Here is a 25,610-nt window from a genome sequence, read left to right as displayed (position 1 = left end):
TCGCCAAAGACGACCGAGGCGCGTGAATCCGTACTATTTGCTGCCCTGCGCGGCCACTGCGGCCGCGCCCGCAGCAGCCGCGTCAGGGTCCAGGTATGTACCACCCGGATTGAGCGGCTTCAGATTCTCGTCGAGGTCGTACCGCAGGGGGTTACCGGTGGGGATGTTCAAGCCGGCGATGTCGTCATCGGAAATGCCGTCGAGGTACTTCACCAACGCGCGCAGTGAGTTGCCGTGAGCGGCGACCAGCACGGTCTTGCCCGCCCTGAGGTCGGCCGCGATGGTCTCTTCGAAGTACGGGATCAGACGGTCCACAACGTCTTTGAGGCACTCGGTCAGCGGGACCTCGGGCAGGTCGGCGTAACGCACGTCGGCGTCCTGGCTGTACTCGGCACCCTTTTCGATCGCTGGCGGCGGAACGTCGTAGCTGCGACGCCACAGCATGAACTGCTCGTCACCGAACTTCTCTTTCGTCTCGGCCTTGTTCAGGCCCTGCAACGCGCCGTAGTGCCGCTCGTTGAGCTTCCAATGCCGGACCACGGGAATCCAGTGCCGATCGGCTCTGTCCAAGGCGATCTCGGCGGTGGTGATCGCCCGGCGGAGCAGCGAGGTGTACAGAACGTCAGGCAACAAATGGTGCTCGACGAGAAGCTCGCCGGCCCGCACTGCCTCGGCCTTGCCCTTGTCGGTGAGATCGACATCGACCCAGCCGGTGAACTGGTTGGAGGCGTTCCAAGTGCTCTCGCCGTGCCGCATCAGGATCAGGGTTCCGTTGCTCATGAAGCAATAGTTTTCCACAGGCCGACCAGGGCGGCTGCGCCCGCGACCACATACACTGACCGCCATGCTCTCCGGCGCCTGGAACTTCCGCGATGTATCCGACCTGAAGACGACCGAAGGGCGTTGTGTCGGTTCAGGTTTTCTCTTCAGGAGTTCAGAGCTCAGCGCACTGGACGAAGCCGGTTCACAAGACCTTGTCGACCTTGGTGTCACCGACATCTTCGACGTCCGCGACAAAGCCGAGATCGAGCGAAGCGGCTCTGACAAATTGCCCGACGGGATCGAACTCCACGTCCTACCTTTCGACCTACGCCCGGACGGCAAGGCCCCTCACGAGATCTCTCGCGAGGAGTACATGGCGAACCGCACCCGGTACCTGTCGCAGGTGTACGCGACGATGCCGATGCTGCCGGGAGCGATGAATTGCATCGAACAGGTGATCAAGTTGCTCGGCGACCCAGATCGGCGGGTACTCGTCCACTGCGCTGCGGGTAAAGACCGGACCGGCTGGGTGGTGTCCGTGGTCCTCGGGGCGCTGGGAGTGGCCCGGGACGAGATCGTGGAGGACTATCTCAAGAGCAACGCGAGCATCGGACCTCTACGTGCCCACATGCAGAAGATCTACGGACTGCCCGAGGGCGAGCCCATCGAGATCTCGGACGATCTACTCGGTGTCAACGAGGTATATCTGGCCGCAGCGCAACAGGCGATGCTCGAGCAATATGAGTCGCTCGAGAACTATCTCGCGGCGTGCGGGGTGACCGAGGACGACCTCGATCGTCTGCGCACCCGTCTGCTCGTCTGAAGGCCCCCTTTCGCACCGTCACCTCCAGCACGCTCGACGGAAGGGCTGAGCGAGCGCAGCGATGTGAGGCCCCGGGAGGCGCGGCCGCGGGTGTTCTGGACTGATGATGAGCGAGCGCAGCAATGCGAAGAAGAGGGAAGAACTCCCGCCTGATGGCCGCGCCGACAAAGCGAGCGGAGCGAGCCAGACCAGCACAGCGAGACCCGGCAGTCGGCCCCGCGTGCTCTGGACAGAGGAGCGAGGGAGCGCAGCGACTGAGTCGACGAAGGAAGAGCGCGCGCTGAAGGGCCGACTGCCCGCGAGCGGAGCGAGCCAGACCAGCACAGCAGCGAGCCAAACCAACACCTCGGTTTGTTTGCACCTCCCATTTGCATGCATGATGCAAGTAATGACTACCGCGCCCGAGAAGTCCTCGAACCCGACTTTGTTGATCGCCGTGCTGTGCTTCGGCGGTCTGCTGGCGTCGTTCATGCAGACTCTCGTGATCCCCATCGTCGGCAAGCTGCCGGAATACCTGGACACCAGCGCCGACAATGCCTCATGGGTGATCACGTCTACGCTGCTCGCCGCGGCTGTGGGCATGCCGATTGCCGGGCGGCTGGCCGACATGTTCGGCAAGCGTCGCGTGATCCTGGGATGTATCGCCGCGATGATCGTCGGGTCTGTCATCTGCGCGCTGACGTCGTTGGTGATCCCGATGATCGTCGGGCGTGGGCTGCAGGGTCTGGCGATGGGCCTGATCCCCTGCGGCATCAGCCTGCTTCGGGACAAGCTCGACCCGGCCCGGATCCCCGGGGCGATCGCCACGATGTCGGCGACCCTGGGTGTCGGCGGTGCCATCGGCCTGCCGGTCGCAGCCTGGATCACGCAGACCTTTGACTGGCATGTGCTGTTCTGGACGTCTGCCGGTCTTGCGACCTTCACGTTCCTTCTGGTGTTCACGCTCGTCAGCGAGTCGCATGTGAAGTCGCCGGGCACTTTCGACATCATCGGCGCTGTGGGGCTGACCGCGGCTCTGGTCGCGCTGTTGCTCGCATTGTCGAAGGGTGCGACGTGGGGTTGGACGAGTGCGATGACGCTGGGGCTCACCGCTGCCGGCGTCGCGGTGCTGGCCATCTGGGGTTGGTTCGAACTGCGGACCAAGACCCCGCTCGTCGATCTGCGAACGTCTCGGCAACCGGTCATCGTCTTGACCAACGCGGCGTCGGTGCTCGTCGGCTTCTCGCTGATGGCCATCGGCCTGGCCGCGCCACAGCTGCTGCAGATCCCGAACATTCCCGGTCTCGTCGACTACGGCATGGGCGAGACGATTCTGGCGACCGGCCTCATCCTGGCCCCCGGTGGCCTCATGATGATGTTCCTGTCGCCGGTGTCCGCACGGCTCAACATCGTCATCGGCCCGAAGTTCACGCTGTTGATCGGCGCGTCGGTCATCGCGGCCGGTTATGTGACATCGGTCTTCCTCATGGCCGAACCGTGGCAGATCCTCGTGGCCAACATCATCGTCAGCGCAGGCGTCGGCATCGGGTACTCGGCGATGCCCGCACTCATCATGTCAGCGGCGCCTCTGCACCAGATGGCGGCCGCGAACAGCCTCAACTCGCTGATGCGCTCGATCGGCACGGCGATCGCATCCGCTCTGCTCGCCACGATCCTCGCCAGCTCGGTGATCGACCTCGGCGGCGGTCAGAGTGTGCCGTCGGAGTCGAGTTTCCGGCTGGTGTTCATCGTCGGCAGCGTCGCCGCGATCGGGGCTGCGCTCCTGGCGTTGAGCATCCCGAACAAGTACGTGCGGCCGACGAAGTCGCTCGGCGCGATCGAGACGAACGACAACGCCGAGGCCGCCCAGAACGCCTGACCACCCTCCTCCCCAAACGCGCCGGAAATACGAAGACGCTCCACCTATAAGTGGAGCGTCTTCGTATTGGTGGAGCGTTTGGGGTCAGGCGACGGGCTTGCGCAGATCCTTACGCAGGATCTTGCCCGCAGCGCTCTTCGGGATGGCGTCGATGAACTCGACCTCACGAACCTTCTTGTGTGGAGCCACCTGTGAAGCGACGAACTCGATCACCTGCTCGCCGGTGAGGTCGGCGCCCTCGCGCTTGACCACGAACGCCTTCGGGATCTCCTCGCCGGTATCCGCCTCGATGACACCGATCACGGCTGCGTCGGCGACATCGTCGTGGGTGAGGAGCAGGGCCTCGAGCTCGGCGGGCGGCACCTGATAACCCTTGTACTTGATGAGTTCCTTCAGCCGGTCGACGATGTAGACGAAGCCGTCGGAGTCGACCTTGGCCATGTCGCCGGTGTGCAGGAATCCGTCGTCGTCGATGGTTTCTTTGGTCGCCGCGTCATTGTTCAGGTACCCGACCATGACGTTGGGTCCGGCCACCCACAGTTCGCCGGGCTCGCTCAGTCCTTCGGCCGGGATGCCGATGTCCTCGCCGGTGGCCGGATCGACGATCTTGTTGACCGTGTTCGGGATCGGCCATCCGCAGGAGTTCAGCGGAGCCTGCGGGCCGTCGCCCGGATCGACCGGGATGACGTGGCTGACCGGGCTGAGCTCACTCATGCCGTAACCCTGGATGACCTGGGTACCCAGCCGTTTCGCGACGGCCTTGCCGAGTTCTTCGTCCAGGGGTGCCGCGCCCGACATGATGGTGTTGATCGATGACAGATCGTAATCGTCGACCAGGGGGTGTTTGGCCAGCGCGACGGCAACCGGCGGCGCGATGAACACGTAGCTGCACTTGAAGTTCTGGATGGACTCCAAGAACTGCACGAGATCGAAGCGCGGCATCACGACGAGTTTTGCCCGGTTGTACAGCGCGAGGTTCAGCAGCACCGTCATGCCATAGATGTGGAAGAACGGCAGCACCGCGAGCACCGAGTCGTCGTGCGACATCTTCAGCAGCGGCTGGCTCTGTGCGACATTCGCGATCAGGTTGCGGTGGGTGAGCATCACACCCTTCGGGTTGCCCGTGGTCCCCGAGCTGTACGGCAGCACCGCGAGGTGCGTCGCCGGGTCGAAGCTGACGTCAGGCGCCGGCAGTCCGGCGCCCAGCAGGTCGACGGCGTTCGGGTTGGGACTCTCACCTTCACCCGGCCCGTTCAGGATGATCACTGCACTCTCGGGAAGACCCACCTGCGCAGCTGCGGCTTTCGCACCGTCGGCCAGCTGGGTGATCGTGATGAGCATCTTGGCACCGGAGTCGGTGAGCTGCTTGGCGATCTCAGGTGCGGTGAACAGAGCATTGACCGTGGTCGCGGTCGCACCTGCCCGCAGGATGCCGTGGAACGCGAAGGCGAAGGCCGACGTGTTCGGAGACAGCAGTGCGACCTTGTCCCCTACCGCGATCCCCCGGGCTGCCAGCGCCCCGGCGAACGCGTTGATCCGCCCGATCAGCTCCCGGTACGTGGTGCCCTCGGTGGCACCGGCGTCGATGAGCGCGACCCGCTCCAGATCTTCTTCGCTGATCGTGCCGAAAAGCGTCTCGTAGATCGAGCCCTCGGGAATCTCAACAGGTGGATACGGACTCTTGAAACTCATGGCTGACTGACCTCCGGCATCGTGGGTGACTTCTGCAGCAGAACATACCAATGATTGTTGTCAGGCTTTCGCCGAATCGGACACATCATCCTCATCATCGCCGAGATCACGAGGCGCCACCCCGTTTTGCACAACAGACTCCGCCCTGCTGCCACCGGCTGGTGGCGCCCCGGCGCCGTCCGCTCGGCCCACTCCGACACCATCCGGCCGCACACCCCCGGGTTCATGCCCCTCGATGAGGTGCTCGAACGCCTTGAGGTTGTTCAACGACTCGCCCCGCGAGACCCGCCATGCCCATTCCCGGCGGATCGAGGTGATGAACCCGATCTCCAGCAGCACGTTGAAATCACCATCTGCGGCTTCCAGCGTCTGACCGAGCAGGCGATCGAGTTCAGCGGCGGTGATGGAGTCGGCCGAATGCCTACCCACCAGATAGATGTCGCCGGCGTTGTCGAGGGTGTAGGCCACCCCGTAGAGCCGACGATTGCGCTTGAGCATCCACTTGTAGACACCCTCGTGGTTCTCGTCGGGCTTGCGGCAGACGAACGCTTCCAGGCGCAGCCCGTGGGGGCCCACGGTCAAGAGCACGGTCGTCTTGAGTTTCTTCTCGCCCGGCAGTTCGATCACGAAGTAGTCGGCGTCTTTTCCGCCGGAATCCTTGCGACTGTAGGTCAATTCCCGCTCACCGAGGAAGTCCTCGATGGTTCCGCTCAGATCTGTGGTCACCTGTGAGGTCACGTACGTACTCCATTCCGTCGTCCTGCGAATCGGCGGGCGATCCGCGCCAATGGTCGATCGTCTTCGGCATCTGCGCCGTTGAGCTTCGCCGCGCCGGGCGAGGCGGCGGTTCGCAGCGCTGTGCGGCTGCGAAAGGTCTCGATTGCCTTGCCATAGCCGGCGAGCAACTGGTCCGCGGTGTGATCCCACGAAAAGTGTTGCGCATGTTGGTGAGCCGCGGCACCCATTGCCTCGAGCCCCGGCAGGTCACCGAGCAGCCTGTCCAGGACCGCGCTCCAGTCGTCGATGTCATGCCCGTCGACGAGCACGCCGCTGACGCCGTTCTTAACCGCGACACCGAGCCCACCGACGTCGGCCGCGAGCACCGGCACACCGGTTGCCTGCGCCTCGATCGCCACCAGACCGAAACTCTCCGAATAGCTGGGAACCGCAACCAGATCGGATGCGCGATAAACCTGGACGAGTCGCTGCGGCGACTGCGGCGGGATGAACGTGACCGACGATTCGACACCGAGTTCTCTGGCCAGGTCGATCAACGACGAGGGGCGATCCAAGCCCGATCCGGACGGTCCACCGGCGATCAGCAACCGCAGCTTCTTGCCGTCGGCGAGCCCGCGCCGGATCAGCGGCGCCGCCGCCCTGAGCAGGACGTCTGGGGCTTTGAGCGGCTGGATCCGGCCGACGAAGGTCACCACGACCTCGTCGGGGTCGAGCCCGAACTCGAGCCGCGCCTGGGTTCGCGAGCCCGGGGTGTAACAATCGAGGTCCGCACCGGGAGTGACCACGTCGATCCGCGCGGGGTCGGCCCCGTGGATCGAGATCAGTTGTTGGGCCTCGGATTCGGTGTTCACGATCAGCCGATCGGCCTCATCGACGACCTGCTGCTCACCGACCTGCCTCATGGGCGGTTCGGGGGTGTCACCCGCGGCAAGCGACGCGTTCTTGACCGCAGCCAGGGTATGGGCGGTGTGGACCAGCGGTACCGCCCAGCGGTCGCGCACCAGCCACCCGACCTGACCGGACAACCAGTAATGGGAATGCACGAGATCGTAGTAACCGACCGGCCGGCCCGCCTCTGCCCGCAGAACGCCGGCCGTGAAGGCACAGAGCTGAGTGGGCAGGTCTCGTTTGTCCAGTCCCTCGAAGGGTCCGGCCACCACGTTGCGAACAGTCACTCCCGGCGCCGCAGTCACCACAGGGTCGTCGGTGGAAGATGTTGCCCGCGTGAATATCTCCACCTCGACTCCACGTTGTGCCAAACGTTTCGCGGTCTGCCACACGTAGACGTTCATCCCGCCCGCATCCCCGACACCGGGCTGGGCCAGCGGCGAGGTGTGTACCGAGATCAGCGCGACGCGGCGCGGCAGCAATCCGGTCACCTCACACCACCTGCAACGGCCTTCGTCGCGACGAACTCATCGACCTCCCGGGCGAAACGATCCGGGTCGTCGAGGAACGGCGCGTGACCCGCGCCGTCCCAGAACCGGGTGAGCGCACCCGGCACGAGCCCGGCGAGATGTTCGGCGCTGGAGATGTCCACTACCGCGTCGGCCGTCCCGTGGATCAGCAACATCGGCAGTCCTGACTGCTCCAACAATGCGTCGTTGGCGGCTTCCCGCGCGAACAAGCCGGCGCGGATCTGTGGGGGCACGGTGAGTGAGGTACCCAGGAGCCGCTGCACGCAAGCACCTTGACCGGCCGGGGCCAGTCCGCCGGCGAACGATTGCAGCGCAGCCACCGCTGTCGCCGGGTCGTCGGAGTAGGCATCGGGAAGTGCTGCCCGCATCTGCGGCCCAACCCGGCCGCCCGCCTGGCCGCGCCCGATGGACGTGATGGCGCCGACCAAGATCAGCCCGGCGGGCGCGATCGCGTCAGCGCGAGCGAGGTAGTCGCAGATCACCAGACCGCCGTAGGACCAGCCCAGCAGGAACACCGGCCCGCCGGACGGCACCTCGGCCGCCAGCACTGCCGCGACGTCACCGCCGAAGTCTTCGGAGGTCAACCGATCGACCGCCGGCACGTCCGAACCCCCATGGCCGCGCAGGTCCATCGCGATCACGCGACACCGGGCCGCGAGGTCTCCGATCAGGCCGTCACCCCAGCAAGCGCCGGATTGCGCCCACCCGTGGATCAGCAGCAATGTCGGTACATCGCCGGCGCTTGCGGCGACATCCGCGGGGCCGGTGACCCGGTATGCGATGTCCGTACCGTCGCCGGCGGCGACCCGGCGCGTGAAGGTGCCCATGGGTCCACACTAATCCTGCAGCCCGTCAGCACAGGTGACGCCGACGACCGGAGGCCGATCGGAACAAATCGGACCGCGGTCCGGTTATAGTGATCGTAAGAACTTCCAGCCTCGAAGGAGCACCTCATGCCCGCTGTGAGCGCAGATACGTTGACCCTCCCCCGCATCGCCGGTTCGGTCGCGGCCGACACCCAGCGCCCCGTGCGCACGGTGACCACCGGCCCGCGTGGCCACGAAGGCGAGGGATTCCCCGTCGTCCGGGCGTTCGCCGGCGTACCGGCCACCGTCCTCGACCCCTTCGTCCACATGGACCAGATGGGTGAGGTCGAATACGAGCCAGGCGAACCCAAGGGCACCAGCTGGCACCCCCACCGCGGCTTCGAGACCGTGACCTACATGATCGACGGCCGCTTCGCCCACCAGGATTCGCACGGCGGCGGCGGGATGATCGAGGACGGCGCCACCCAGTGGATGACCGCTGGTTCGGGGATCCTTCACATCGAGACCCCACCCGCTGAGCTGGTCGAGAGCGGCGGCCTCTTCCACGGCGTCCAGCTGTGGGTCAACCTGCCGAAGCGCGACAAGTTCACCGATCCGGCGTACCAGGCCATCGAGGGCAACCAGGCCACACTGGTCAGCTCCCCCGACGGCGGCGCACTCGTCCGCATCATCGCCGGCAACGTCGGCGACCATCGCGGCCCCGGTTCGACCCGCACACCGATCACTCTGGCCCACGCGACTTTGCAGCCCGGAGCCGCTCTCGACCTGCCGTGGAATCGCGACTTCAACGCACTCGTCTACGTGCTGTCCGGACGCGGCACGGTCGGTCCCGTCGACAACCCGATCCAGCAGGGACAGCTCGCGGTGCTCGGGCCCGGCGACCGCATCTCGCTCGCAGCAGCTCAGAACCAGGACTCCAACCGTCCCGCCCTCGAAGTGCTCCTGCTGGGCGGCCAGCCGATCCGCGAGCCGGTCTTCCAGTACGGACCATTCGTGATGAACTCGAAGGCCGAGCTGGTCGAGGCGGTCGAAGATTTCAACGCCGGCAAGTTCGGTCAGATCCCGCCGGGTGCACTGATGCCGCACACTGTCTGAATGGACGAGTTCTGGTCGACCGCCCGTGACCACATCATCCGCTACGGCGGCACGTTCACGCCCCGCATCATCGAGCGCGCCAGCGGTTCTTACGTGTACGACTCGAACGGCAAACCCATTCTCGACTTCACCTCGGGCCAGATGAGTTCGATACTGGGCCATGGTCATCCGGAGATCGTCGAGACGGTTCAGACCGCGATGACGAGCCTCGACCATCTCTTCAGTGGGATGCTCAGCCGCCCCGTCGTCGAGTTCGCCCGGGCACTGTCGGAAACGCTGCCCGACGGACTCGACAAGGTCATGCTGCTCTCGACCGGCGCCGAATCGAACGAGGCCGCACTGAAGATGGCCAAGCTGTACACCGGCAGATACGAGATCGTGTCGTTCGATCGCTCCTGGCACGGGATGACCTCGGGTGCGGCCGCCGCCACTTACTCTGCAGGCCGTAAGGGATACGGGCCGCCGCCTCCCGGCAATTTCACGCTGCCGACCCCCAACGCCTACCGGTCACCATTCCGCACGGCCGGCGGCGATCACGATTGGCAGAGCGAACTCGACTACGGGTTCGCGCTGATCGACCAGCAGTCCGCGGGCTCGCTGGCGGCATGCATCGTGGAGCCGATCGTTTCATCGGGCGGTCTCATCGATTTGCCGGTCGGGTATCTGGCCGCACTGAAGGCGAAGTGCACCGAGCGCGAGATGCTCCTGATCGTCGACGAAGCGCAGACCGGGCTCGGACGCACCGGAGCGATGTACGCGTTCGAGCGAGACGGCGCGGTGCCCGACATCATCACGCTGTCGAAGACACTGGGTGCCGGGTTGCCGGTAGCCGCGGTCGTGACGTCCGCCGAGATCGAAGAACGCTGCCACGAGCGGGGGTATCTGTTCTTCACCACGCACGTCTCCGACCCACTTGCAGGCGCCGTCGCCTCGACCGTGTTGCGCGTGGTGCTGCGCGACGATCTCGTTGATCGCGCAGCCCGGTCCGGGAAAAGACTTCGCGACCATCTGCTCGAGCTGCAGTCGCGGCACGACGTGATCGGCGACGTCCGCGGTCGCGGACTGTTCCAGGGCATCGAACTCGTGTCCGACCGGGAGACCAGAGCGCCCGCCGACCAGCTCGGCCAGCAGGTCACCGACGCGTGCCTCGAGCGCGGTCTGCACATGAACATCGTCCAGTTGCCCGGGATGGGCGGCATCTTCCGACTGGCACCGCCACTGAACATCAGCGACGACGACCTCGACCGCGCGATGGAGATGCTCGACGATTCACTGTCTGCGGTGACGAAGGCCTGATTCGACAACATTGACACTTCAGGCGATCTGTCTCATTCTTGAGACATGACCGTTGAAGTGTCCAACCTTGCACCTTTCCGCCTGTGCTCCGGCGAGTCATGGCGCAGCCCCTGGCAGATGTACGCCGACCTACGCGACCACGACCCTGTGCACCGTGTCCACACCGACGATCCCGACAGGGATTTCTGGGTCCTCACCAGGCACGCGGACGTGACGCGCGCCGCCGACGACTGGCGTACGTTCACCTCCACCAAGGGGCTGACCGTCACCTACGGCGAACTCGAGAGCATCGGCCTGGTGGACAACCCGCCGATGGTCATGCAGGATCCGCCACAGCACACGGATTTCCGGAAACTGGTCTCCCGCGGCTTCACCCCCAGACAAGTCGCCGACATCGAACCGGCAGTGCGAGAGTTCGTCACCGCCCGGCTCGACCAGCTCATCGAATCAGGCGGCGGCGAAATCGTCGCCGACCTCTTCAAACCGCTCCCCTCGATGGTGGTCGCGCACTATCTCGGTGTGCCGGAGTCGGATCGCGCGGCGTTCGACAGATGGACCGAGGCCGTTGTCGGTGCGGATACCTCGAATCTCGCGCAGGCAGGCAAAAGCGCGGGCGAGGCGATCATGGAGATGATGGCCTACTTCGGCCGGCTCGTCTCCTACCGCCGCGAGCACCCCGGTGACGACACCGTGTCGCATCTGGTGACGGCAGGAGCGGGCGAGGAAGGCAACACCGAGGGGTTGTTGTCGATCCTCGCCTTCACCTTCACCATGGTCGCCGGCGGCAACGACACCACCACCGGCGTACTGGGCGGTGCGACCCAGCTGCTCGCCGAAAACCCGGGCCAGCGGGCAGAACTGGCGGCGAATCCAGCCTTGGTCGGTGACGCGGTCGACGAGTTCTTGCGTTTGACCTCCCCCGTCCAGGGTCTCGCCCGCACCACCACGACCCCCGTCGAGTTCGACGGCGGCACCATTCCGGCCGACCGGAAGGTGTTGCTCGCCTACGGGTCGGCGAACCGGGATCCGCGCGCCTACGGCGCCGACGCCGAGCTACTCGACATCCATCGCCGACCCCGCCACATCCTGTCGTTCAGCCGCGGCGGTCACCACTGCCTCGGAGCTGCCGCGGCCCGGATGCAGACCAGAATCGCGATCGAGGAATTGCTGGCGCGATGCCCCGAGTACACGATCGATCCGGCGTCGGTCACCTATGCCCCAGGGAATTACGTTCGCCGACCACTCACCCTGGACTTCCACCCGGGGTCACCGAACCATACTGTGGGTCAATGACTTCAGGGACGCCCACCTGGCTCGGCGACGATCGGGCCGCTATGGCGGCCAATCGGATCCTCGACGTTGCCGCCGAGCTGTTCCTCACCCATGGTGTCGCGCCGGTCAACATGAATCAGATCGCCGCTGCCGCCGGGTGTTCACGAGCGACCCTCTACCGCTACTTCGCCTCCCGGGCCGACCTGCACCTGGCTTACGTGGAGCGGGAAGCGCGGACGCTGGCGAAACAGGTCGCCCATCAGGTCTCCGGTGTCGTCGACGTCCACGAGCGGATGACCGAGGCAATTCTGGCGGCAGTCGAGGGTGTGCGGACAGATCCCGTGCTGCGAACCTGGTTCGTGCCCGAATCCGCTGCGCTCGCCGGCGCCTTGGGAGCATCGTCGGCATTGGTGAACCGGATTGCGGTCGCATTCGTGCACGACGGGGACGGGAGCAGCGCAGCTGATCACACCACGGCCGACCCGGGGACCGAATCGAACCTGGAGGGTCGTTTCGTGGTGCGAGTGATTCTGTCGCTGTTGATGACACCGGGCGCCGACGCCACCGAGGAACGCGAGCTGGTGCGCCGTTTCGTGACTCCGTCAGTCCTCGGCCCGAACTGATTTCGCATCCCTGTCGGTAACGGTTATCATTAGCGTCTGTTCGGCGGAGTTCGCTGCAATGCCCTGCGCGAAGCGCCGACACACGACGTGAAAGGTTCCTCCCCATGCGCACCTGGACCCGATTCCTAGGGGTCACCGCGGCCCTGACCCTGGCCACCGGGGTGGCTGCCGGATGCTCGTCCGACGACGCGGGCACCACCTCCGACGGCAAGGTCGACGTGGTCGCGTCCACCGACGTCTGGGGTGCGGTCGCCTCGGCCATCGGCGGCGAGCACGCGCAGGTCACAGCGCTCTACACCTCCCCGGCCGGCGATCCGCACGAGTTCGAGGCCAGCGCGAAGGACACCGCCAAGGTCGCCGACGCAGGCGTGGTGGTCCTCAACGGTGGTCACTACGACGCGTACATGGAAGAGGCCCCGAAGGGCCCCGACGCCATCGTCGTCAACGCTTTCGACCTGATGGAGGGCGCTGAGCACTCCGAGGGCGACGGGCACGACCACGCCGAGGGCGAGGCTCACGAAGAAGAGGGCCACGACCACGCTCCCGGCGCGGTCAACGAGCACGTGTTCTACAACCTGACGGTCGTCGGCGACGTGGCCGACAAGATCGCAAACGCGCTGTCGGAGAAAGACAGCGCCAACGAGCAGTACTACCGCGACAATGCGGGGACGTTCAACAAGCAGATCGCCGACCTCCAGACCCAACTCGCAGCGATCAAGGCCACCGATTCCGGTGCTCGAGTGGCACAGACCGAACCCCTCGCGGGTTACCTGCTCGCAGAAGCGGGTCTCGAGGACGTCACTCCCGCCGGGTTCCAGGACGCTGTCGAAGCCGGGCAGTCGCCGTCGGCACGCGATGTCGCCGCGACCCAGGATCTGCTCCGTGACCGCTCGGTGCGGGCACTCGTCTACAACACGCAGGCGGTCGACGAGAGCGCGAAGGGCCTACTCGACATCGCGAGCGCCTCCGGTGTGCCGGTCGTCGACTTCACCGAAACCCTTCCTGCCGGAGTCACCGACTACATCGCGTGGCAGCGGGCTAATGTTGAGACGCTGACGTCCGCCCTGGCGTCTGGCGCGCCCAGCACTCCGTGATCGATCCAGCAATCCCCGATCCATCCAGCACCACTTGATCTAGGCAGCCAAACAGATGACCCAGCCCGTACCGGCTCCCGTCTTCGGCGAGCAGCGGCCCGCCGCCGTCACCATCAGCGGCGCCCGACTGTCGTTCGGGCATCGGGTGCTGTGGGACGACTTCGACCTGACCCTCGCTCGTGGAGAGTTCGTCGCAGTCCTCGGACCGAACGGCTCAGGCAAGACCTCGCTACTGAAAACCCTGCTCGGTCAGTACGAACTGGATGCCGGATCGGTGACCGTCGAAGGCCGGGCACTGCGTCGAGGCGACAGCACCATCGGGTACATCCCGCAGCAGCAGACCCACGATGAGGGTGTACCGCTGCGGGGCCGTGACCTGGTCGGCCTCGGCGTGGATGGTCAGGCCTGGGGAGTGGGTTGGCGCAACCGCAAACGCCGCATGGCGCTGGTCGACGACGCCATCGCCCAGGTAGACGCCCGCGACTTCGCCGATGCCCCACTGGGCCTGCTCAGTGGCGGCGAACAACAGCGGCTACGCGTGGCCCAGGCTCTGTCCGGGAATCCGACGGTGCTGCTCTGCGACGAACCGCTGCTCAGCCTCGATCCTGCCAACCAGGGCCGAGTGGCGGCGCTGATCGATCGGCGACGACGCGACCATGGCACCGCGGTCCTGTTCGTGACCCACGAGCTGAATCCGATCCTGCCGTACGTCGACCGCGTCGTGTATCTCGTCGATGGCAGGTTCCGGATCGGCACACCCAAAGAGGTGATGACGTCGGAGACGCTGAGCGAGCTGTACCAGACCCGGGTCGACGTACTCAACGTCCAGGGTCGGCTCATCGTCGTCGGCGCCGACGAGTCCGCCTGCCACGGCGACCATCACCTCACCGAGCAACAGTTCGCGGGCACCTCAGAGGCCTCCGAGTGAGCGCGACCTGGTCCGACTTCTTCAACTTCGGCGAAACCGCCAACCTGCTGGGGTACGGCTTCGTCCAGCAGGCCCTGCTCGCCACGGCCTTGCTCGGCGTCCTCGGCGGCCTGCTCGGTCCGATGATCGTGAGCAGGCAGATGTCGTTCGCAGTCCACGGCACCAGCGAACTGACCTTCACCGGCGCCGCCGCCGCCCTGCTGCTCGGATTCAGCGTCAACCTCGGAGGACTGATCGGCGCGGTGATCGCCTCGGTGATCTTCGGACTGCTCGGAACCCGTGTGCGTGAGCGCGATTCGGTCATCGGGGTGGTGATGGCCTTTGGCCTCGGGCTCGGCGTGCTGTTCATCGCGCTCTACGGGCGCACCGGCACCGGCTTCAACCTCCTCACCGGTCAGGCCGTCAACGCCGGCGCGAAAGGTGTTGCAGCCGTGGTGATCACCACGGTCATCGTCGTCGCGGTGATGTCTGTCATCTACCGGCCACTGCTGTTCGCCAGTACGGATCCGCGGGTTGCTGAAGCGCGCGGTGTCCCGATGCAACTGCTGTCGGTGGTGTTCGCCGTTCTGCTCGGCGCTGCCGTCGCCCAGAGCGTGCAGATCATCGGCGCCCTGCTGGTGATGTCGCTGCTCATCACGCCCGCTGCCGCGGCGATGAGGATCTCCTCGAATCCCACCACCGTACTTGGGTTGTCGATCCTGTTCGGTGTGGTCGCAGCCGTCGGCGGCATTATCCTGTCGCTGGCACCCGCCCTGCCACCGTCGGTGTTCGTCACCACCATCTCATTCGCCATTTACCTGGTGTGCCGCGTGGTCGGCACCCGCCGATCAAAGACCTCGGGGCGCCGTCGGGTCAAGACCACGGGCTCACTGCTCACCCCCGGCGCCTGACAGCGGTTCAATTCCGTCGACCGTGCCGAACGGGCCGTCGACCGTGCCGAAACTAGCCTCGAGCGTGCCGAAACTAGCGTTGAGCGTGCCATTTTCGTGCATAGCAGGCGATGTCAGACGCCTTTGATACACTGCCGCCGGTAGTGCTACGCGTGGCGAAAGGTGTTGCAGCACAGTGAAATAAGTCTTTTCGAACACTTGTGCGAACACGTAAATCGCGGTAGATTGAGGTCATGAACTTTCGGGGGTTGTTCGAACACTTATCAACGATGGCGGCTGATCCACTGCTGCTGGCGCCCCTCGACGATGTGGCGTTGTCGGAGGAGACGGTGTTCGCGCTGCGGGCCAAGAATGTGTTGGACGCATTGCTGTTTCGGTTCACTGCTGATCTCGACAAGCGTGGTGTCGCCAGAACGTTGGGTGCGGATTCGACTGCTGAGCTGCTGCAATCGGTGCAGGTATCGCCGGCCGCTGCGCACCGCTACGTACGGGTCGGTCGCGCCCTCGGCTCCATCCCCTCGGTCGCTGCGTACGCCGTGGACGGGACCCTGTCCGGGGAGCACGTGGACGCCATCGTCAAAGGCCTGCACCACATCGACCGACGTGACCCGGACCTGTCGGAGACCGACCGGGACGACTGCGTCCGTGGGTTGTTGACCGAGGCCCGTATCTCGACGCCGGCCGCGGTTGTCGAGCGGGCCCACGAGATGGCGATCGCCTTCTCGCCGCCGGACAAAGAAATCCCGGATGCGGAGAACGATGAGCTGAACGAGGTGTCGTTCGGGACCGGTGATGATGGCCGCACCCACGGCACCCTCGACCTCGACAAGACCCTGGGGGAGAAACTGGCGACCGCGTTGCGTCCGCTGGCCAAACCCGTCCCTGAACCTGACGGATCACCGGATCCGCGCAGCACCCCCCAGCGTCTCGCCGAAGCCCTCGGAAAGATCCTGGACGTGTTCTTCGCCCACCACGATCGGCCCAGCGAAGGTGGAGTGAAACCGCGGGTGACGATGACCGTGTCCGCGGAGCAGCTCCTGGCGTTTCAGATGAACGGCATCGCGGGCGCGAAAGTACCGACCGCAGCGGCGACGTTCGAGTGGACGGGGCCGGTGTCGGTGCCGACGGCGCAGATGACGGTGTGTGATTCGGTGATCACCAAGATTTTGCTCGACAACCATGCTGTGCCCCTGGATGTGGGGCGTGAGTTCCGGACTGTCACACCCGCCATCCGCAAAGCACTGATTGCGCGGGACAAGGGCTGTGCGTTCCCGGGCTGCGGGTGCCCCGCCGGATGGACCGATGCTCATCACATCACGTTCTGGAGCCACGGCGGTGAGACCAGCCTGGCCAACACCGTCCTGTTATGCAGGCGGCATCACAACTACATCCACCACAAAGGCTGGACCGTGTTCCTCGGACACGACGGCCACCCCTGGTTCATAGCGCCCGGGAAGACCGAACCAATGCGCTCCCACGCCAGACGCACACTGACCAACGAACCACTCGCCGCCTAAGTCCGGCCGGCCCGATCGAGGCCGCCACAAGTTCACGAGAAATTACACACGACGACGCAGCCCGAAGTTACTACCGCAGCACCGGATGACACCGGCGCGGCTCGAACATTGACAACTCCATAGTGTGAGCCCCCGGGAGCCGAGATCGCCTGGTGAGAGGGGAGCGGACTATCCAGCCCGAATCCAATCCGAATCGCCTAAGCTCTAACTCGATTCGCGTACGGGACACGAGTTCGGAGGCAGCCAGGCCATGCGTTACCAGCTGCTCGGCCCGCTTTCCGTGCTCAGGGGAACAGGCGAGGACGCCGTGCCGGTCGATCTGGGCTCGCCCAAACAGCAGACGATCCTGGCCATTCTGCTGATCAATCGCGGCACGGTCGTATCCACCGACCGCTTGTCAGACGCGTTGTGGGGCGAAGATGCGCCCCCGAGCGCGATGTCGAGCCTGCAGGCCTACATCTCGAACCTGCGGCGGGCGCTGCGTGACGACGCCGTGGGGGCCTCTCCGATCCGCCGGCAGTCGACCGGATACATCCTCGATGTCGCCGACCCCGATGTCGACGTCAGCGAGTTCCTCGACCTCGCCAACCGGTCCCGGCAGGCATCCGACGACGAGGCATGGGCGCTCGCCCTCGATACCGCTGATCAGGCGTTGAAGCTGTGGCGCGGTGAGCTGCTCGTAGGTCAGCGCGACGAGGAATGGGTGCATACCGAAGCCGCTCGTCTGGAGGAGATCCGCAGCGGTTGTCGCGAGGTCCGGGTCACCGCGCTGCTGGCACTCGGAAGGCTCGCGCAGGCACTGGCCGATGTCGTCTCCCTACGTACCGACAAGCCGTATCGCGACCGCAGTGCCTGGCTGCACATCCTCGCGTTGCACCGCGCCGGGCGTTCAGCCGAGGCACTGGACGTCTACGCCGATCACGCCCGTCGCCTCGACACCGACCTAGGTCTCGAACCGAGCGGTGAACTACGGGATCTCCAAGGCGCTGTCCTGCGGCACGACCCGGAACTGGCGGCCTGGCCGCGACGGCCCAGTTGGTCGGGTGCAGGCGAACTTCGGACCCCCGAACCCGCTCCGTCGGTGCACCACTCAACTGCTGTACCTGACGTTTTCGCGCCCGGCGGGCTGGTCGGTCGGGTCCGCGAACAGGCTCTGATCGCAGGGCTACTCGACGACGTCGTCGCCGGGCACACGCGCTGGTTGATCCTGATCGGGCCGCCGGGGATCGGCAAGACCCGGCTCGCTGACGAGGCGGCCCGACGGCTGCAATCGATGGGTGGGCGCGCGATCTGGGCGCGAAACCCGGAGGAGGGTGCGCCTGCGTGGTGGCCTGCGCGCCAACTGGTGAACGCTCTGGGTACTGACCCTGCCGACTTGCTCGCCACCGCGGGTGATGTCGATGCCGACACCGCCCGCTTCACCGCATACGACCGGATCCAGCGAGTGCTCGAGGAAGGCGCCGCAACCAGTCCCCTCGCTGTAGTGGTCGACGATGCGCAATGGGCTGATTCGATGTCGGTCGGCGCACTGGCGTCGATGGCGACGTCCGTCCACCACCAACGGATCGCGTTCGTGATCACCCTCCGAGAGGGTGATCATCATCCCGCCGTCGGCAGATTGCTCAGCGCGGTCGCCCGCGCCACCGGCAACCGTCAGGTCGTGGTGCCCGCACTCGACGACGACGAGGCCTCTGCCCTGGCGACGCAGACGGCGGGCGAGGAATTGACCGACGACGAGGTCATTCGCCTGGTCCGGCGGACCGGCGGCAATCCGCTGTTCGTGTCCGAGTACGCCAGGCTCTCCCGCGACGAACGCAATTCCGGGGAACTTCCACTGGCGGTACGTTCGGTGCTCGGGTTGCGTCTGTCCGGTCTCGCCCCTGGGGTACTGAAGACGCTGCGGATGGCGGCGATCATCGGAGACACCATCGACATCAATGTGCTGTCGCAGACAACCGACCTCGACATCGACTCGCTCGCAGATCATCTCGACGACGCCGCGGACGAGCGGATCATCACTGCGGCGCCCGGTAGCGACGGCTATACGTTCGCCCACGGCCTGCTGCGCGAGGAGGTGCTGGCCCAGATGCCCGCACTACGCCGGAAGCGGGCGCATGCCAGGGTTGCCGATGTGTTGGCAGAGAGTGTCGGTGTGGACGTGCTGACCAGGCGGGCAAAGCATCTGATGGCCGCGCTGCCCCTCGTCGATCCCGGGGACGCCGTCGCAGCCTGCGCCGCCGCCGCCGCCGACTCGGCGAACCGATGGAACTCAGAGGCAGCTGCACACTGGTGGCAGCAAGCGCTGGCAGCGTACGAACTACTCCCTCCCGCCGAGCAGATCGACGAACAGCGCGACGAACTGACTGTCTCACTGCTCGAGGCGCTTTCGCGGTCGGGGCGTGGACAAACGGTTCTCGAGACCGTCGAAACGGCACTGGCGGTGGCGGTGCGGGCCGAGAAGCCCTCGACCGTAGGACGACTCGCTGGTTCGCTCCTGCGGTCCGGCGGCGGTTGGCCGTGGGTCTCCCCGACCAAGGATCCGGCGCCGCTGCTGCTTCTACTGGCCAGGGCAGAAAAGGTCGTTGCCGAGGATCCGGCCGCGCGTGCCCAAGTGCTGGGTGCACTCAGCGTTGGGCACAGTTATCACCCGGACCCTACACTTGCCCCCGAATTGATCAAGCGGGCACAGGAATACGCGGCGATCGCCGACGACCCCGACATCACCGCCGAAGTGATGATGGCATGGTTGATCACCTTCTCCGGGGTTTCCACCCACGCGAGCGAAGTCATCACCGTGATCGATGACCTGCTGGCTTTCGATCACCGGCAGGCCCGGTTCGACGCCGTCATCGCCCATTCGATAGCGACGATGGCAGCGTTCACACTCGGCGACATCTCGGCCGTGCAAAGCCACCTACAGCAGGCCATCTCGGGCAGCGAGGAGCTGAGTCTGCCCATCCTGCGTGCACAGCTGCGGTGGATGGAGGTGGTGCTGGCGATCTGGCACGGCGATTTCGAGCGGGCCGAACGCCACCAGTCCATCGCCAAGCGGGTGCACGAGCAGACCGAGCTCTACGTGACCGGCCAATCGACGATGTCGCTGATGGGTCTGCGCCGGGAACAGGGCACGTTGTCCGAGGCCGAGGTCGCGATCGCCCGGGACCTGATCACCGATGTCGCAGCCAGCCCCACCGACACCAACATGCTCGGGGTCATCGCGGCGGGGATGGCGACCGTCGCCGGCGCACCCATCGACCGCGACCTCGCCGACAAACTGGTCCGGCAACGGCAGGCCACCCGCGGTGCACACGTCTGGTTCACCCTGGGGCATGCGGTCGCGCTGGCACAGGTCGTCGCCGACTTCGGACTGACCGAGCACGCCGCCGAGTTCATCGCCGAGCTCGAACCGTTCACTGACTGTGTCGGCGTGATCGGGCAGCTCGCCGGCGTAGGACCGGTGGGCCTCGCCCTCGCCCGGCTGCACATGCTCGTCGGTGACGACGCGGCGACCGGCGAGGCTGCGGCAAGAGAGTCCGTTGCCGCCGCTGCGCGAATCGCCGAGCGCTCGGGCGGCACGCCGACCCTACTTCGCTGCAGGCTTCTCGATTGGCAGCTGCGTCGACCAGCCGAACGACATACCGACGAACTCGCAGTCCTCGCCGATCATGCAACCGCACTCGGCATGATCGGACTGGCCCACGAGGTCCGCGCGCTGCGTGAGCAGGCCTGACATCGAGTTCACTGGCATCAACGGACCTGGTTCTTGAATCTTTCTTGGATGGAATCACCAAGAAGCTGCCAAGGGCCGCGGCGCATCCTGCTTTCATCAGCTCGCAAACCAGTGATGAAAGGCCCGCCCCGATGACCATCTCTCCCCCGACTCCCGAGAACACCAGCGCAGATCCCGCCGCGGATTTGCGGGCAGCGGTGGCCGGACCGGTCGTACGCCCAGGCGAACCCGGATCCGAGCGGGCGACCCCCTTCAACGTGGCGGTGCCGATCAACCCGTGCGCGATCGTCTTCGCCGAGTCAGCCGCCGACGTCGCGGCGACTGTCCGGATCGCCGAGCGCAACGGCCTGAGCGTCGGGGTTCAATCCACCGGGCACGGGGCGCTGCCGGTCGACCAAGGCACGATCCTGGTGCACACCGCAGGTCTCGGCGACCTCGACATCGACGTCTCCGCCAGAACCGCGCGAGTCGGCGCCGGGGTGCGCTGGCAGCAGGTCATCGACGCGGCCGCCCCCCATGGCCTGGCGGCGCTGGCCGGTTCGGCACCCGGGGTCGGGGTGATCGGCTTCCTCACCGGAGGTGGCATCGGGCCTCTCGTCCGCACAGTGGGGCTGTCGTCCGATCACGTCCGTTCTTTCGAACTGGTCACCGGGCAGGGCGACATCCTGCACGTGTCCCCCGAGAACCACGCTGAACTCTTCTGGGGCCTGCGCGGCGGCAAGGCCACCCTCGGCATCGTCACGTCCGTCGAGATCGATCTCCTACCGATCTCCGAGATCTATGGTGGAGCAATCTACTTCGACGGATCCGACGCGCCAGCGGTGTTTCGGGCATGGCGCGAGTGGAGCGTCGGGCTGCCCGAACACGCCACCACGTCCGTCGCCTTCCTCCAGCTGCCGCCACTTCCAGACGTTCCTCCTCCGCTCGCGGGCAAGCTCACTTTCGCCGTCCGGTACGCATCTCTGGCCGAACACGCGGAGGCGGAAGCGCTTATCGCGCCGATCCGCGCGGTCGCCGCACCGTTGATCGACATCGTCGGCCCGATGCCCTACTCGGCGATGGGAGCGATTCACGCCGACCCGGTCGATCCGATGCCGGTCCACGAGAACGGCACCCTCCTCGGAGAACTCGGCGAAGAGGCCGTTGAAGCCCTGCTCGCCCTGGCAGGGCCCGGTTCACAGTCCCCGCAGATCGTCGTCGAGGTACGACTGCTCGGTGGTGCGATGTCGCGCCCGGCCGCACAGCGCAGCGCTTTCTGCCACCGTCAAGCGGCCTACAACCTGATGACGGTCGGTGTCCTGGCCCCGCCGATCGCCGAGCATGTCGCGCCCCATGCGGCTGCCGTCGTGGGCGCCGTCGCGCCGTGGTCGGTGGGTCAGTTGCCCAACTTCTCCCCAGGCAGCGATCCGGCATGGCTCGCCCGCTGCTACGACGAAGACACCCTCGCCTGGCTCAGCGCACTCGCCGATCAGCACGATCCGGCTGGGGTGCTGCGCGTCGGTCAGGTCGTCCGGGCGATCAGTCCTGCCTGAGCGAACTCGACATTCGAGTCAGGGAATCTGCTCTTCGGCGCCGCCGGGATTGCAGCGGGACGCGATCATCTCCTCATCGGTCACCACCGGTCGCCCCGGTTCCAGATTCCAGCTGGTCTTGTCCGGTGCGACGATCCGGGCGAAGCGCCAGTGACACGCGAATTGCTCGCGCATACCCGGACTGTCGGCGGTGGGATCGAGTGCCACGACCTCGGCCCAGGCGGGGTCGAGGTCGGTTTCCCCTTGGACGTACCGACCCGACTCGGTCGGTAACACCTGCAGGCTGGGGCCCTGTTCGGTGGTCGTCCACTCGACGCGGTCGATGAACGGTGCGTCGTACACCGGCGCCGGCGGCGTCGGAGTGAACGCAGCGGTGGTCGTGGATGTCGTCGCGGACGTGGTGTTCATGGTCGAACGATCAGCGGATGCGGACTCGTCGCCGCAGCCGCCGATCGCCATCGCCATCGCCACGATCAGTAATCCCGCGGCGAACGAGCCATGTCTCAAAAGATGACCCGGGTGACCATTTCCAGGACCAGCGCCGGTTTGGTCGCGCCCTCGACCGAGATCACATGGGTGAAGGTGTTCTGCAGCGCACCATCACCGAGGTCGTTCGATTCTGCAAGAGTGCTGGTTAGTTGCACGGACGAACCGACGAGCACCGGCGACGGGAACCGCACCTTGTTGCTGCCGTAGTTGATGCCCATCTTGGCACCCTCGATACGGAAGATCTGGGCGGTCAAGAAGGGCACCAGGGACAAGGTGAGGAACCCGTGCGCGATGGTTCCGCCGTATGGGCTCTCGTTCTTGGCCCGCTCGACGTCGAGGTGGATCCACTGGTGATCACCCGTCGCTTCGGCGAACTGGTTGACCCGCTCCTGTGTGATGGTCAGCCACTCGCTCTTGCCGATCTCGGTCCCGACAGCGGCCAAGATTTCTTCAGCCGACGTGAAAACCCGCATCAGACGTTCTCCATCTCCTCGGTTGCCTTCTCCGCACCGGGGATCTTGGCGGCATAATCGCCGAACCCGGACCACGCCTCGCGACGTGCCCGCCACGGGTCGACCTCCACATAGGAATGCCGATCGAAGATCCGGGTTGCCCGGACCTTGGGAGTGTACCTGGGCCAACTTTCCAGCGGTTCACCGGTTTTGGCGAACGAGAGCCACTGGTCCTGCATCTCCGCGGTGACCCGCAGGGCGTCGCGACGGTCTCCGACCGCTGTCAGCAGTCGCCCGGCCGGACCCCGGTAGATGCCGAAGATCGCAAACAACTCCGACGCATGGGTGGCCCCGAGTCCCAGCCACTTCATCAGACGCGGCGCGAAGTCGTAGCGGTAGGCGTAGGTAGGTGCGTGTTCGGAGTGGCCCTGGGTGACTGCGACCGTGCCCACCCAGAAGATGTAGTCGCCGCCGAACTGGACCATCTCCTTCGACGTCAGCTTCTCGCCGTAGGAACCGGTGATCCGCTCCTGCGCATCAGGTTCTGTGTTCGCGAACATCGCCGTGATCGACTCCTCGGTCGACAGCATCCCATCGGGAAGTCTCTTGAAGAGTGTGCCCTCATTGCGGTTGGTCCCGATGATCATCGGAACCTGATGTGCGGTCCCATCGGCGAACGCCTCGACCGGAGACACCGGAAGGTAGTCACCGTCGACGACCGGACCGTACGGCAGCAGACCCGGGGTGTCCTTGGTGACCCAGCGCGCGAGCCGGTGCCCGGCACGGCCGATCTCGGCCAGAGAGGCAGTGTTCAGTGCCGTGACCACGTCGTCGACTCCCATGTCGGCGCACAGCAACTCGGTGAGCTTGCGGGCCCAGCGGTCGGCGTAGTGCTTGTGCAGTGTCAGCATCGGGGCCGAACTCTCCGCGATGGCGCGATGGAAGAGCCCACCCGCTGCGGGGGTCGCCATGAGCGTGGTGACGGCGTTGCCGCCTGCGCTCTCGCCGAAGATCGTCACGTTGTCGGGATCGCCGCCGAAGTCTGCGATGTTGTCGCGCACCCATTCGAGCGCCTTGACCTGATCACGCAGGCCGAGATTCGACTCGAAGACCCGATCCTCGGTCGAGAACTGGCTGAAGTCGCCGTAACCCAGCGGTCCGAGCCGGTAGTTCATCGACACGAAGATGACGTCGCCCCGCTTGACCAGGTCGTGGCCGTAATACAGGGGGGTTGCCGTGGAGCCGAGGATGTATGCGCCCCCGTGGATGAAGACCATCACCGCACGCGGCTTCTCCGACGTCCGACCGGGTGCCACGACGTTGATGATCAGCGAGTCCTCGCTCACCGGCTGACGCTTTCCTCGCTCGACGAGGGCGTACTTCGGGTTCTGCGGAGCCGCGTTGCCGAAGCTGTCGGCGGCAAGAACCCCGGTCCACGGGATGGCCGGCTCCGGGGATCGGAAACGCAGGTCACCGACCGGGGGCGCGGCGTAGGGAATGCCTCGCCAGCGGATGAAATCGCCGTCTCTGACTCCTTCGACGACACCGTCGGACAGGGCCACCTTCGTGCTCGCACTTGCCATGTTTTCGACCCTAGCGGTCTGATAGCGGACGCTCGCCCGCTATGGGTTGATTCGGGAGGTCCGGCATCCACTTTTCTGGAATATTTGGGACATGACGATCGAGTACACCGGTTACGTGAAAATCAATCATCCAGCTCCCGGCACGGAGATCTGGCACCAGGTGGACGGAGACGGAGCCCCCGTCGTCCTCCTGCACGGCGCCTTCTCCGCCGCCGCCGACTGGGGCGGTCAATACCGACCGATCGTCGACGCCGGATTCAGGGTGTACGTACCCGAACGCCACGGCCACGGACACAGCGCCGACGTCATGGACGAGTTCCACTACGAGGCCATGGCCGACGAGACCATCGCCTACCTCGACGACATCGTCGGCGGTCCGGCTCACCTCGTCGGCTGGAGTGACGGCGCCGTCATCGCATTCCTCGTCGCTCTCAAACGGCCAGACCTGGTGAACCGGATGGTGGTGCTCGGGCAGTACCTCAACTCATCCGGGCGCGCGGTCGGCGGACTCCTCGACAACATCGACGACATCAACTCCGAGATCGTGCAATTCTTGCGCCCCGACTATGCCGCCGCCGCACCCGAGGGCGACGACCATTTCCCTGTCGTGTTCGAGAAGACCATCACAATGATCGCCAATGAACCCGAGATCGAACTCTCTGATCTGGCGGTGATCACCGCACCGACACTGGTGATGCAGGGCGATCACGACGAGGTGACGCTCGAACACAGCGCGGAAATCGTGAAGGCGTTGCCCAACGCGCGTCTTGCGGTCCTGCCGGGCACACATCTGATCCCAATTGAAACCCCCGGCGTCGTCAACCCGGTCATCATCAACTTTCTCAACGGCGATCCGGCTTAGTTCTTTTACACGGTAACGAAACGCATCTACCGCTACGATCATCAAGCATCCTCAAGATTGGACAAGTTGATCATCAATCCTGAGCATGATCCCCCAATCACTGTGCATCAACGCGAGATAAGGCCACGT

General features: G+C 65.5%; 21 protein-coding genes. 13 read left to right on the top strand and 8 right to left on the bottom strand.

Features of this window, described 5'->3' with window-relative positions:
- Positions 1-33: 33 nt before the first annotated feature.
- Positions 34-780: a phosphoglyceromutase gene (locus DFR67_RS03750; RefSeq protein ID WP_110468087.1), complete on the bottom strand. Its 747-nt coding sequence runs from the start codon at positions 778-780 to the stop codon at positions 34-36.
- 64 nt (positions 781-844) lie between these two features.
- On the opposite strand from DFR67_RS03750, the gene DFR67_RS03745 reads away from it, so the two are divergent.
- On the top strand, positions 845-1,585 hold the full coding sequence (locus DFR67_RS03745; RefSeq protein WP_110468086.1) for a tyrosine-protein phosphatase: 741 nt from the start codon (positions 845-847) through the stop codon (positions 1,583-1,585).
- A gap of 388 nt (positions 1,586-1,973) precedes the next feature.
- Complete coding sequence (locus DFR67_RS03740; protein WP_110468085.1) at positions 1,974-3,443, top strand: MFS transporter; 1,470 nt, start codon at positions 1,974-1,976, stop codon at positions 3,441-3,443.
- An 84-nt stretch (positions 3,444-3,527) separates the two neighbouring features.
- Here the strand turns inward: DFR67_RS03740 and DFR67_RS03735 are convergent, their stop codons facing one another.
- Genes DFR67_RS03735 through DFR67_RS03720 form a run of 4 tightly spaced genes read right to left on the bottom strand, consistent with a single transcriptional unit; the run spans position 3,528 to position 8,118 of the window.
- Positions 3,528-5,135 (bottom strand): AMP-binding protein, encoded by a 1,608-nt coding sequence (locus tag DFR67_RS03735; protein ID WP_110468084.1) that lies wholly within the window; start codon positions 5,133-5,135, stop codon positions 3,528-3,530.
- Positions 5,136-5,195: 60 nt separating this feature from the next.
- Positions 5,196-5,873: a type III secretion system chaperone family protein gene (locus tag DFR67_RS03730; RefSeq protein ID WP_110468083.1), complete on the bottom strand. Its 678-nt coding sequence runs from the start codon at positions 5,871-5,873 to the stop codon at positions 5,196-5,198.
- Positions 5,870-7,252 carry a D-inositol-3-phosphate glycosyltransferase gene (mshA, locus tag DFR67_RS03725; protein WP_110468082.1) on the bottom strand — a complete coding sequence of 461 codons (1,383 nt, stop codon included), beginning with the start codon at positions 7,250-7,252 and terminating at the stop codon, positions 5,870-5,872. The genes DFR67_RS03730 and mshA overlap by 4 nt, the downstream gene beginning before the upstream one ends.
- Positions 7,249-8,118, bottom strand: a complete 870-nt coding sequence (locus tag DFR67_RS03720; RefSeq protein ID WP_110468081.1) for an alpha/beta fold hydrolase — start codon at positions 8,116-8,118, stop codon at positions 7,249-7,251. The genes mshA and DFR67_RS03720 overlap by 4 nt, the downstream gene beginning before the upstream one ends.
- 126 nt (positions 8,119-8,244) lie before the next feature.
- Between DFR67_RS03720 and DFR67_RS03715 the strand changes: the two genes are divergently transcribed.
- From DFR67_RS03715 to DFR67_RS03670, 10 genes are all read left to right on the top strand, one after another.
- Positions 8,245-9,213 carry a pirin family protein gene (locus DFR67_RS03715; RefSeq protein ID WP_110468080.1) on the top strand — a complete coding sequence of 323 codons (969 nt, stop codon included), beginning with the start codon at positions 8,245-8,247 and terminating at the stop codon, positions 9,211-9,213.
- On the top strand, positions 9,214-10,509 hold the full coding sequence (locus tag DFR67_RS03710) for an aspartate aminotransferase family protein (protein ID WP_110468079.1): 1,296 nt from the start codon (positions 9,214-9,216) through the stop codon (positions 10,507-10,509). It abuts the gene before it with no gap.
- Positions 10,510-10,554: 45 nt separating this feature from the next.
- Positions 10,555-11,802 (top strand): cytochrome P450, encoded by a 1,248-nt coding sequence (locus DFR67_RS03705; protein WP_110468078.1) that lies wholly within the window; start codon positions 10,555-10,557, stop codon positions 11,800-11,802.
- Positions 11,799-12,404: a TetR/AcrR family transcriptional regulator gene (locus tag DFR67_RS03700; RefSeq protein WP_110468077.1), complete on the top strand. Its 606-nt coding sequence runs from the start codon at positions 11,799-11,801 to the stop codon at positions 12,402-12,404. The genes DFR67_RS03705 and DFR67_RS03700 overlap by 4 nt, the downstream gene beginning before the upstream one ends.
- Before the next feature lie 104 nt (positions 12,405-12,508).
- Positions 12,509-13,498, top strand: coding sequence for a metal ABC transporter solute-binding protein, Zn/Mn family (locus DFR67_RS03695; RefSeq protein ID WP_110468076.1), 990 nt, complete (start codon positions 12,509-12,511; stop codon positions 13,496-13,498).
- 55 nt (positions 13,499-13,553) lie between these two features.
- Entirely contained in the window at positions 13,554-14,426 is an 873-nt protein-coding gene (locus DFR67_RS03690) for a metal ABC transporter ATP-binding protein (RefSeq protein ID WP_110468075.1), read from the top strand.
- Positions 14,423-15,316, top strand: a complete 894-nt coding sequence (locus DFR67_RS03685; protein ID WP_110468074.1) for a metal ABC transporter permease — start codon at positions 14,423-14,425, stop codon at positions 15,314-15,316. Before DFR67_RS03690 ends, DFR67_RS03685 begins: the two co-directional genes overlap by 4 nt.
- Positions 15,317-15,585: 269 nt before the next feature.
- Positions 15,586-16,833: an HNH endonuclease signature motif containing protein gene (locus DFR67_RS03680; RefSeq protein ID WP_245937703.1), complete on the top strand. Its 1,248-nt coding sequence runs from the start codon at positions 15,586-15,588 to the stop codon at positions 16,831-16,833.
- A gap of 250 nt (positions 16,834-17,083) precedes the next feature.
- The gene (locus tag DFR67_RS03675) at positions 17,084-20,563 is read left to right on the top strand and encodes an ATP-binding protein (RefSeq protein ID WP_110468073.1); all 3,480 of its coding nucleotides are present in this window, start codon (positions 17,084-17,086) and stop codon (positions 20,561-20,563) included.
- Positions 20,564-20,694: 131 nt separating this feature from the next.
- A complete protein-coding gene (locus DFR67_RS03670; RefSeq protein ID WP_110468072.1) occupies positions 20,695-22,095 on the top strand; it encodes an FAD-binding oxidoreductase in 1,401 nt (466 codons plus the stop codon).
- 18 nt (positions 22,096-22,113) lie between these two features.
- Here the strand turns inward: DFR67_RS03670 and DFR67_RS03665 are convergent, their stop codons facing one another.
- The 3 genes from DFR67_RS03665 to DFR67_RS03655 are packed head-to-tail and all read right to left on the bottom strand — an operon-like array spanning position 22,114 to position 24,619.
- Positions 22,114-22,602, bottom strand: coding sequence for a DUF2599 domain-containing protein (locus DFR67_RS03665; protein WP_245937702.1), 489 nt, complete (start codon positions 22,600-22,602; stop codon positions 22,114-22,116).
- A complete protein-coding gene (locus DFR67_RS03660) occupies positions 22,599-23,057 on the bottom strand; it encodes a MaoC family dehydratase (RefSeq protein ID WP_110468070.1) in 459 nt (152 codons plus the stop codon). The genes DFR67_RS03665 and DFR67_RS03660 overlap by 4 nt, the downstream gene beginning before the upstream one ends.
- The gene (locus DFR67_RS03655; RefSeq protein WP_110468069.1) at positions 23,057-24,619 is read right to left on the bottom strand and encodes a carboxylesterase/lipase family protein; all 1,563 of its coding nucleotides are present in this window, start codon (positions 24,617-24,619) and stop codon (positions 23,057-23,059) included. Before DFR67_RS03655 ends, DFR67_RS03660 begins: the two co-directional genes overlap by 1 nt.
- 91 nt (positions 24,620-24,710) lie before the next feature.
- Here DFR67_RS03655 and DFR67_RS03650 point away from each other — a divergent pair, with 91 nt between their 5' ends.
- On the top strand, positions 24,711-25,481 hold the full coding sequence (locus tag DFR67_RS03650) for an alpha/beta fold hydrolase (protein WP_110468068.1): 771 nt from the start codon (positions 24,711-24,713) through the stop codon (positions 25,479-25,481).
- Positions 25,482-25,610 lie beyond the last annotated feature (129 nt).

Source organism: Williamsia limnetica, from assembly GCF_003217475.1.
Lineage (GTDB): Bacteria > Actinomycetota > Actinomycetes > Mycobacteriales > Mycobacteriaceae > Williamsia > Williamsia limnetica.
Note: the sequence above shows the minus strand (reverse complement) of the source record. Positions and strands in the feature narration are given on the sequence as shown.

What these genes read in the sequence shown, in the direction of transcription:
- DFR67_RS03750 (WP_110468087.1), bottom strand. Translation starts at nt 780, where the DNA reads ATGAGCAACGGAACCCTGATCCTGATGCGGCACGGCGAGAGCACTTGG.
- DFR67_RS03745 (WP_110468086.1), top strand. Translation starts at nt 845, where the DNA reads ATGCTCTCCGGCGCCTGGAACTTCCGCGATGTATCCGACCTGAAGACG.
- DFR67_RS03740 (WP_110468085.1), top strand. Translation starts at nt 1,974, where the DNA reads ATGACTACCGCGCCCGAGAAGTCCTCGAACCCGACTTTGTTGATCGCC.
- DFR67_RS03735 (WP_110468084.1), bottom strand. Translation starts at nt 5,135, where the DNA reads ATGAGTTTCAAGAGTCCGTATCCACCTGTTGAGATTCCCGAGGGCTCG.
- DFR67_RS03720 (WP_110468081.1), bottom strand. Translation starts at nt 8,118, where the DNA reads ATGGGCACCTTCACGCGCCGGGTCGCCGCCGGCGACGGTACGGACATC.
- DFR67_RS03715 (WP_110468080.1), top strand. Translation starts at nt 8,245, where the DNA reads ATGCCCGCTGTGAGCGCAGATACGTTGACCCTCCCCCGCATCGCCGGT.
- DFR67_RS03710 (WP_110468079.1), top strand. Translation starts at nt 9,214, where the DNA reads ATGGACGAGTTCTGGTCGACCGCCCGTGACCACATCATCCGCTACGGC.
- DFR67_RS03705 (WP_110468078.1), top strand. Translation starts at nt 10,555, where the DNA reads ATGACCGTTGAAGTGTCCAACCTTGCACCTTTCCGCCTGTGCTCCGGC.
- DFR67_RS03700 (WP_110468077.1), top strand. Translation starts at nt 11,799, where the DNA reads ATGACTTCAGGGACGCCCACCTGGCTCGGCGACGATCGGGCCGCTATG.
- DFR67_RS03695 (WP_110468076.1), top strand. Translation starts at nt 12,509, where the DNA reads ATGCGCACCTGGACCCGATTCCTAGGGGTCACCGCGGCCCTGACCCTG.
- DFR67_RS03690 (WP_110468075.1), top strand. Translation starts at nt 13,554, where the DNA reads ATGACCCAGCCCGTACCGGCTCCCGTCTTCGGCGAGCAGCGGCCCGCC.
- DFR67_RS03680 (WP_245937703.1), top strand. Translation starts at nt 15,586, where the DNA reads ATGGCGGCTGATCCACTGCTGCTGGCGCCCCTCGACGATGTGGCGTTG.
- DFR67_RS03675 (WP_110468073.1), top strand. Translation starts at nt 17,084, where the DNA reads ATGCGTTACCAGCTGCTCGGCCCGCTTTCCGTGCTCAGGGGAACAGGC.
- DFR67_RS03670 (WP_110468072.1), top strand. Translation starts at nt 20,695, where the DNA reads ATGACCATCTCTCCCCCGACTCCCGAGAACACCAGCGCAGATCCCGCC.
- DFR67_RS03660 (WP_110468070.1), bottom strand. Translation starts at nt 23,057, where the DNA reads ATGCGGGTTTTCACGTCGGCTGAAGAAATCTTGGCCGCTGTCGGGACC.
- DFR67_RS03655 (WP_110468069.1), bottom strand. Translation starts at nt 24,619, where the DNA reads ATGGCAAGTGCGAGCACGAAGGTGGCCCTGTCCGACGGTGTCGTCGAA.
- DFR67_RS03650 (WP_110468068.1), top strand. Translation starts at nt 24,711, where the DNA reads ATGACGATCGAGTACACCGGTTACGTGAAAATCAATCATCCAGCTCCC.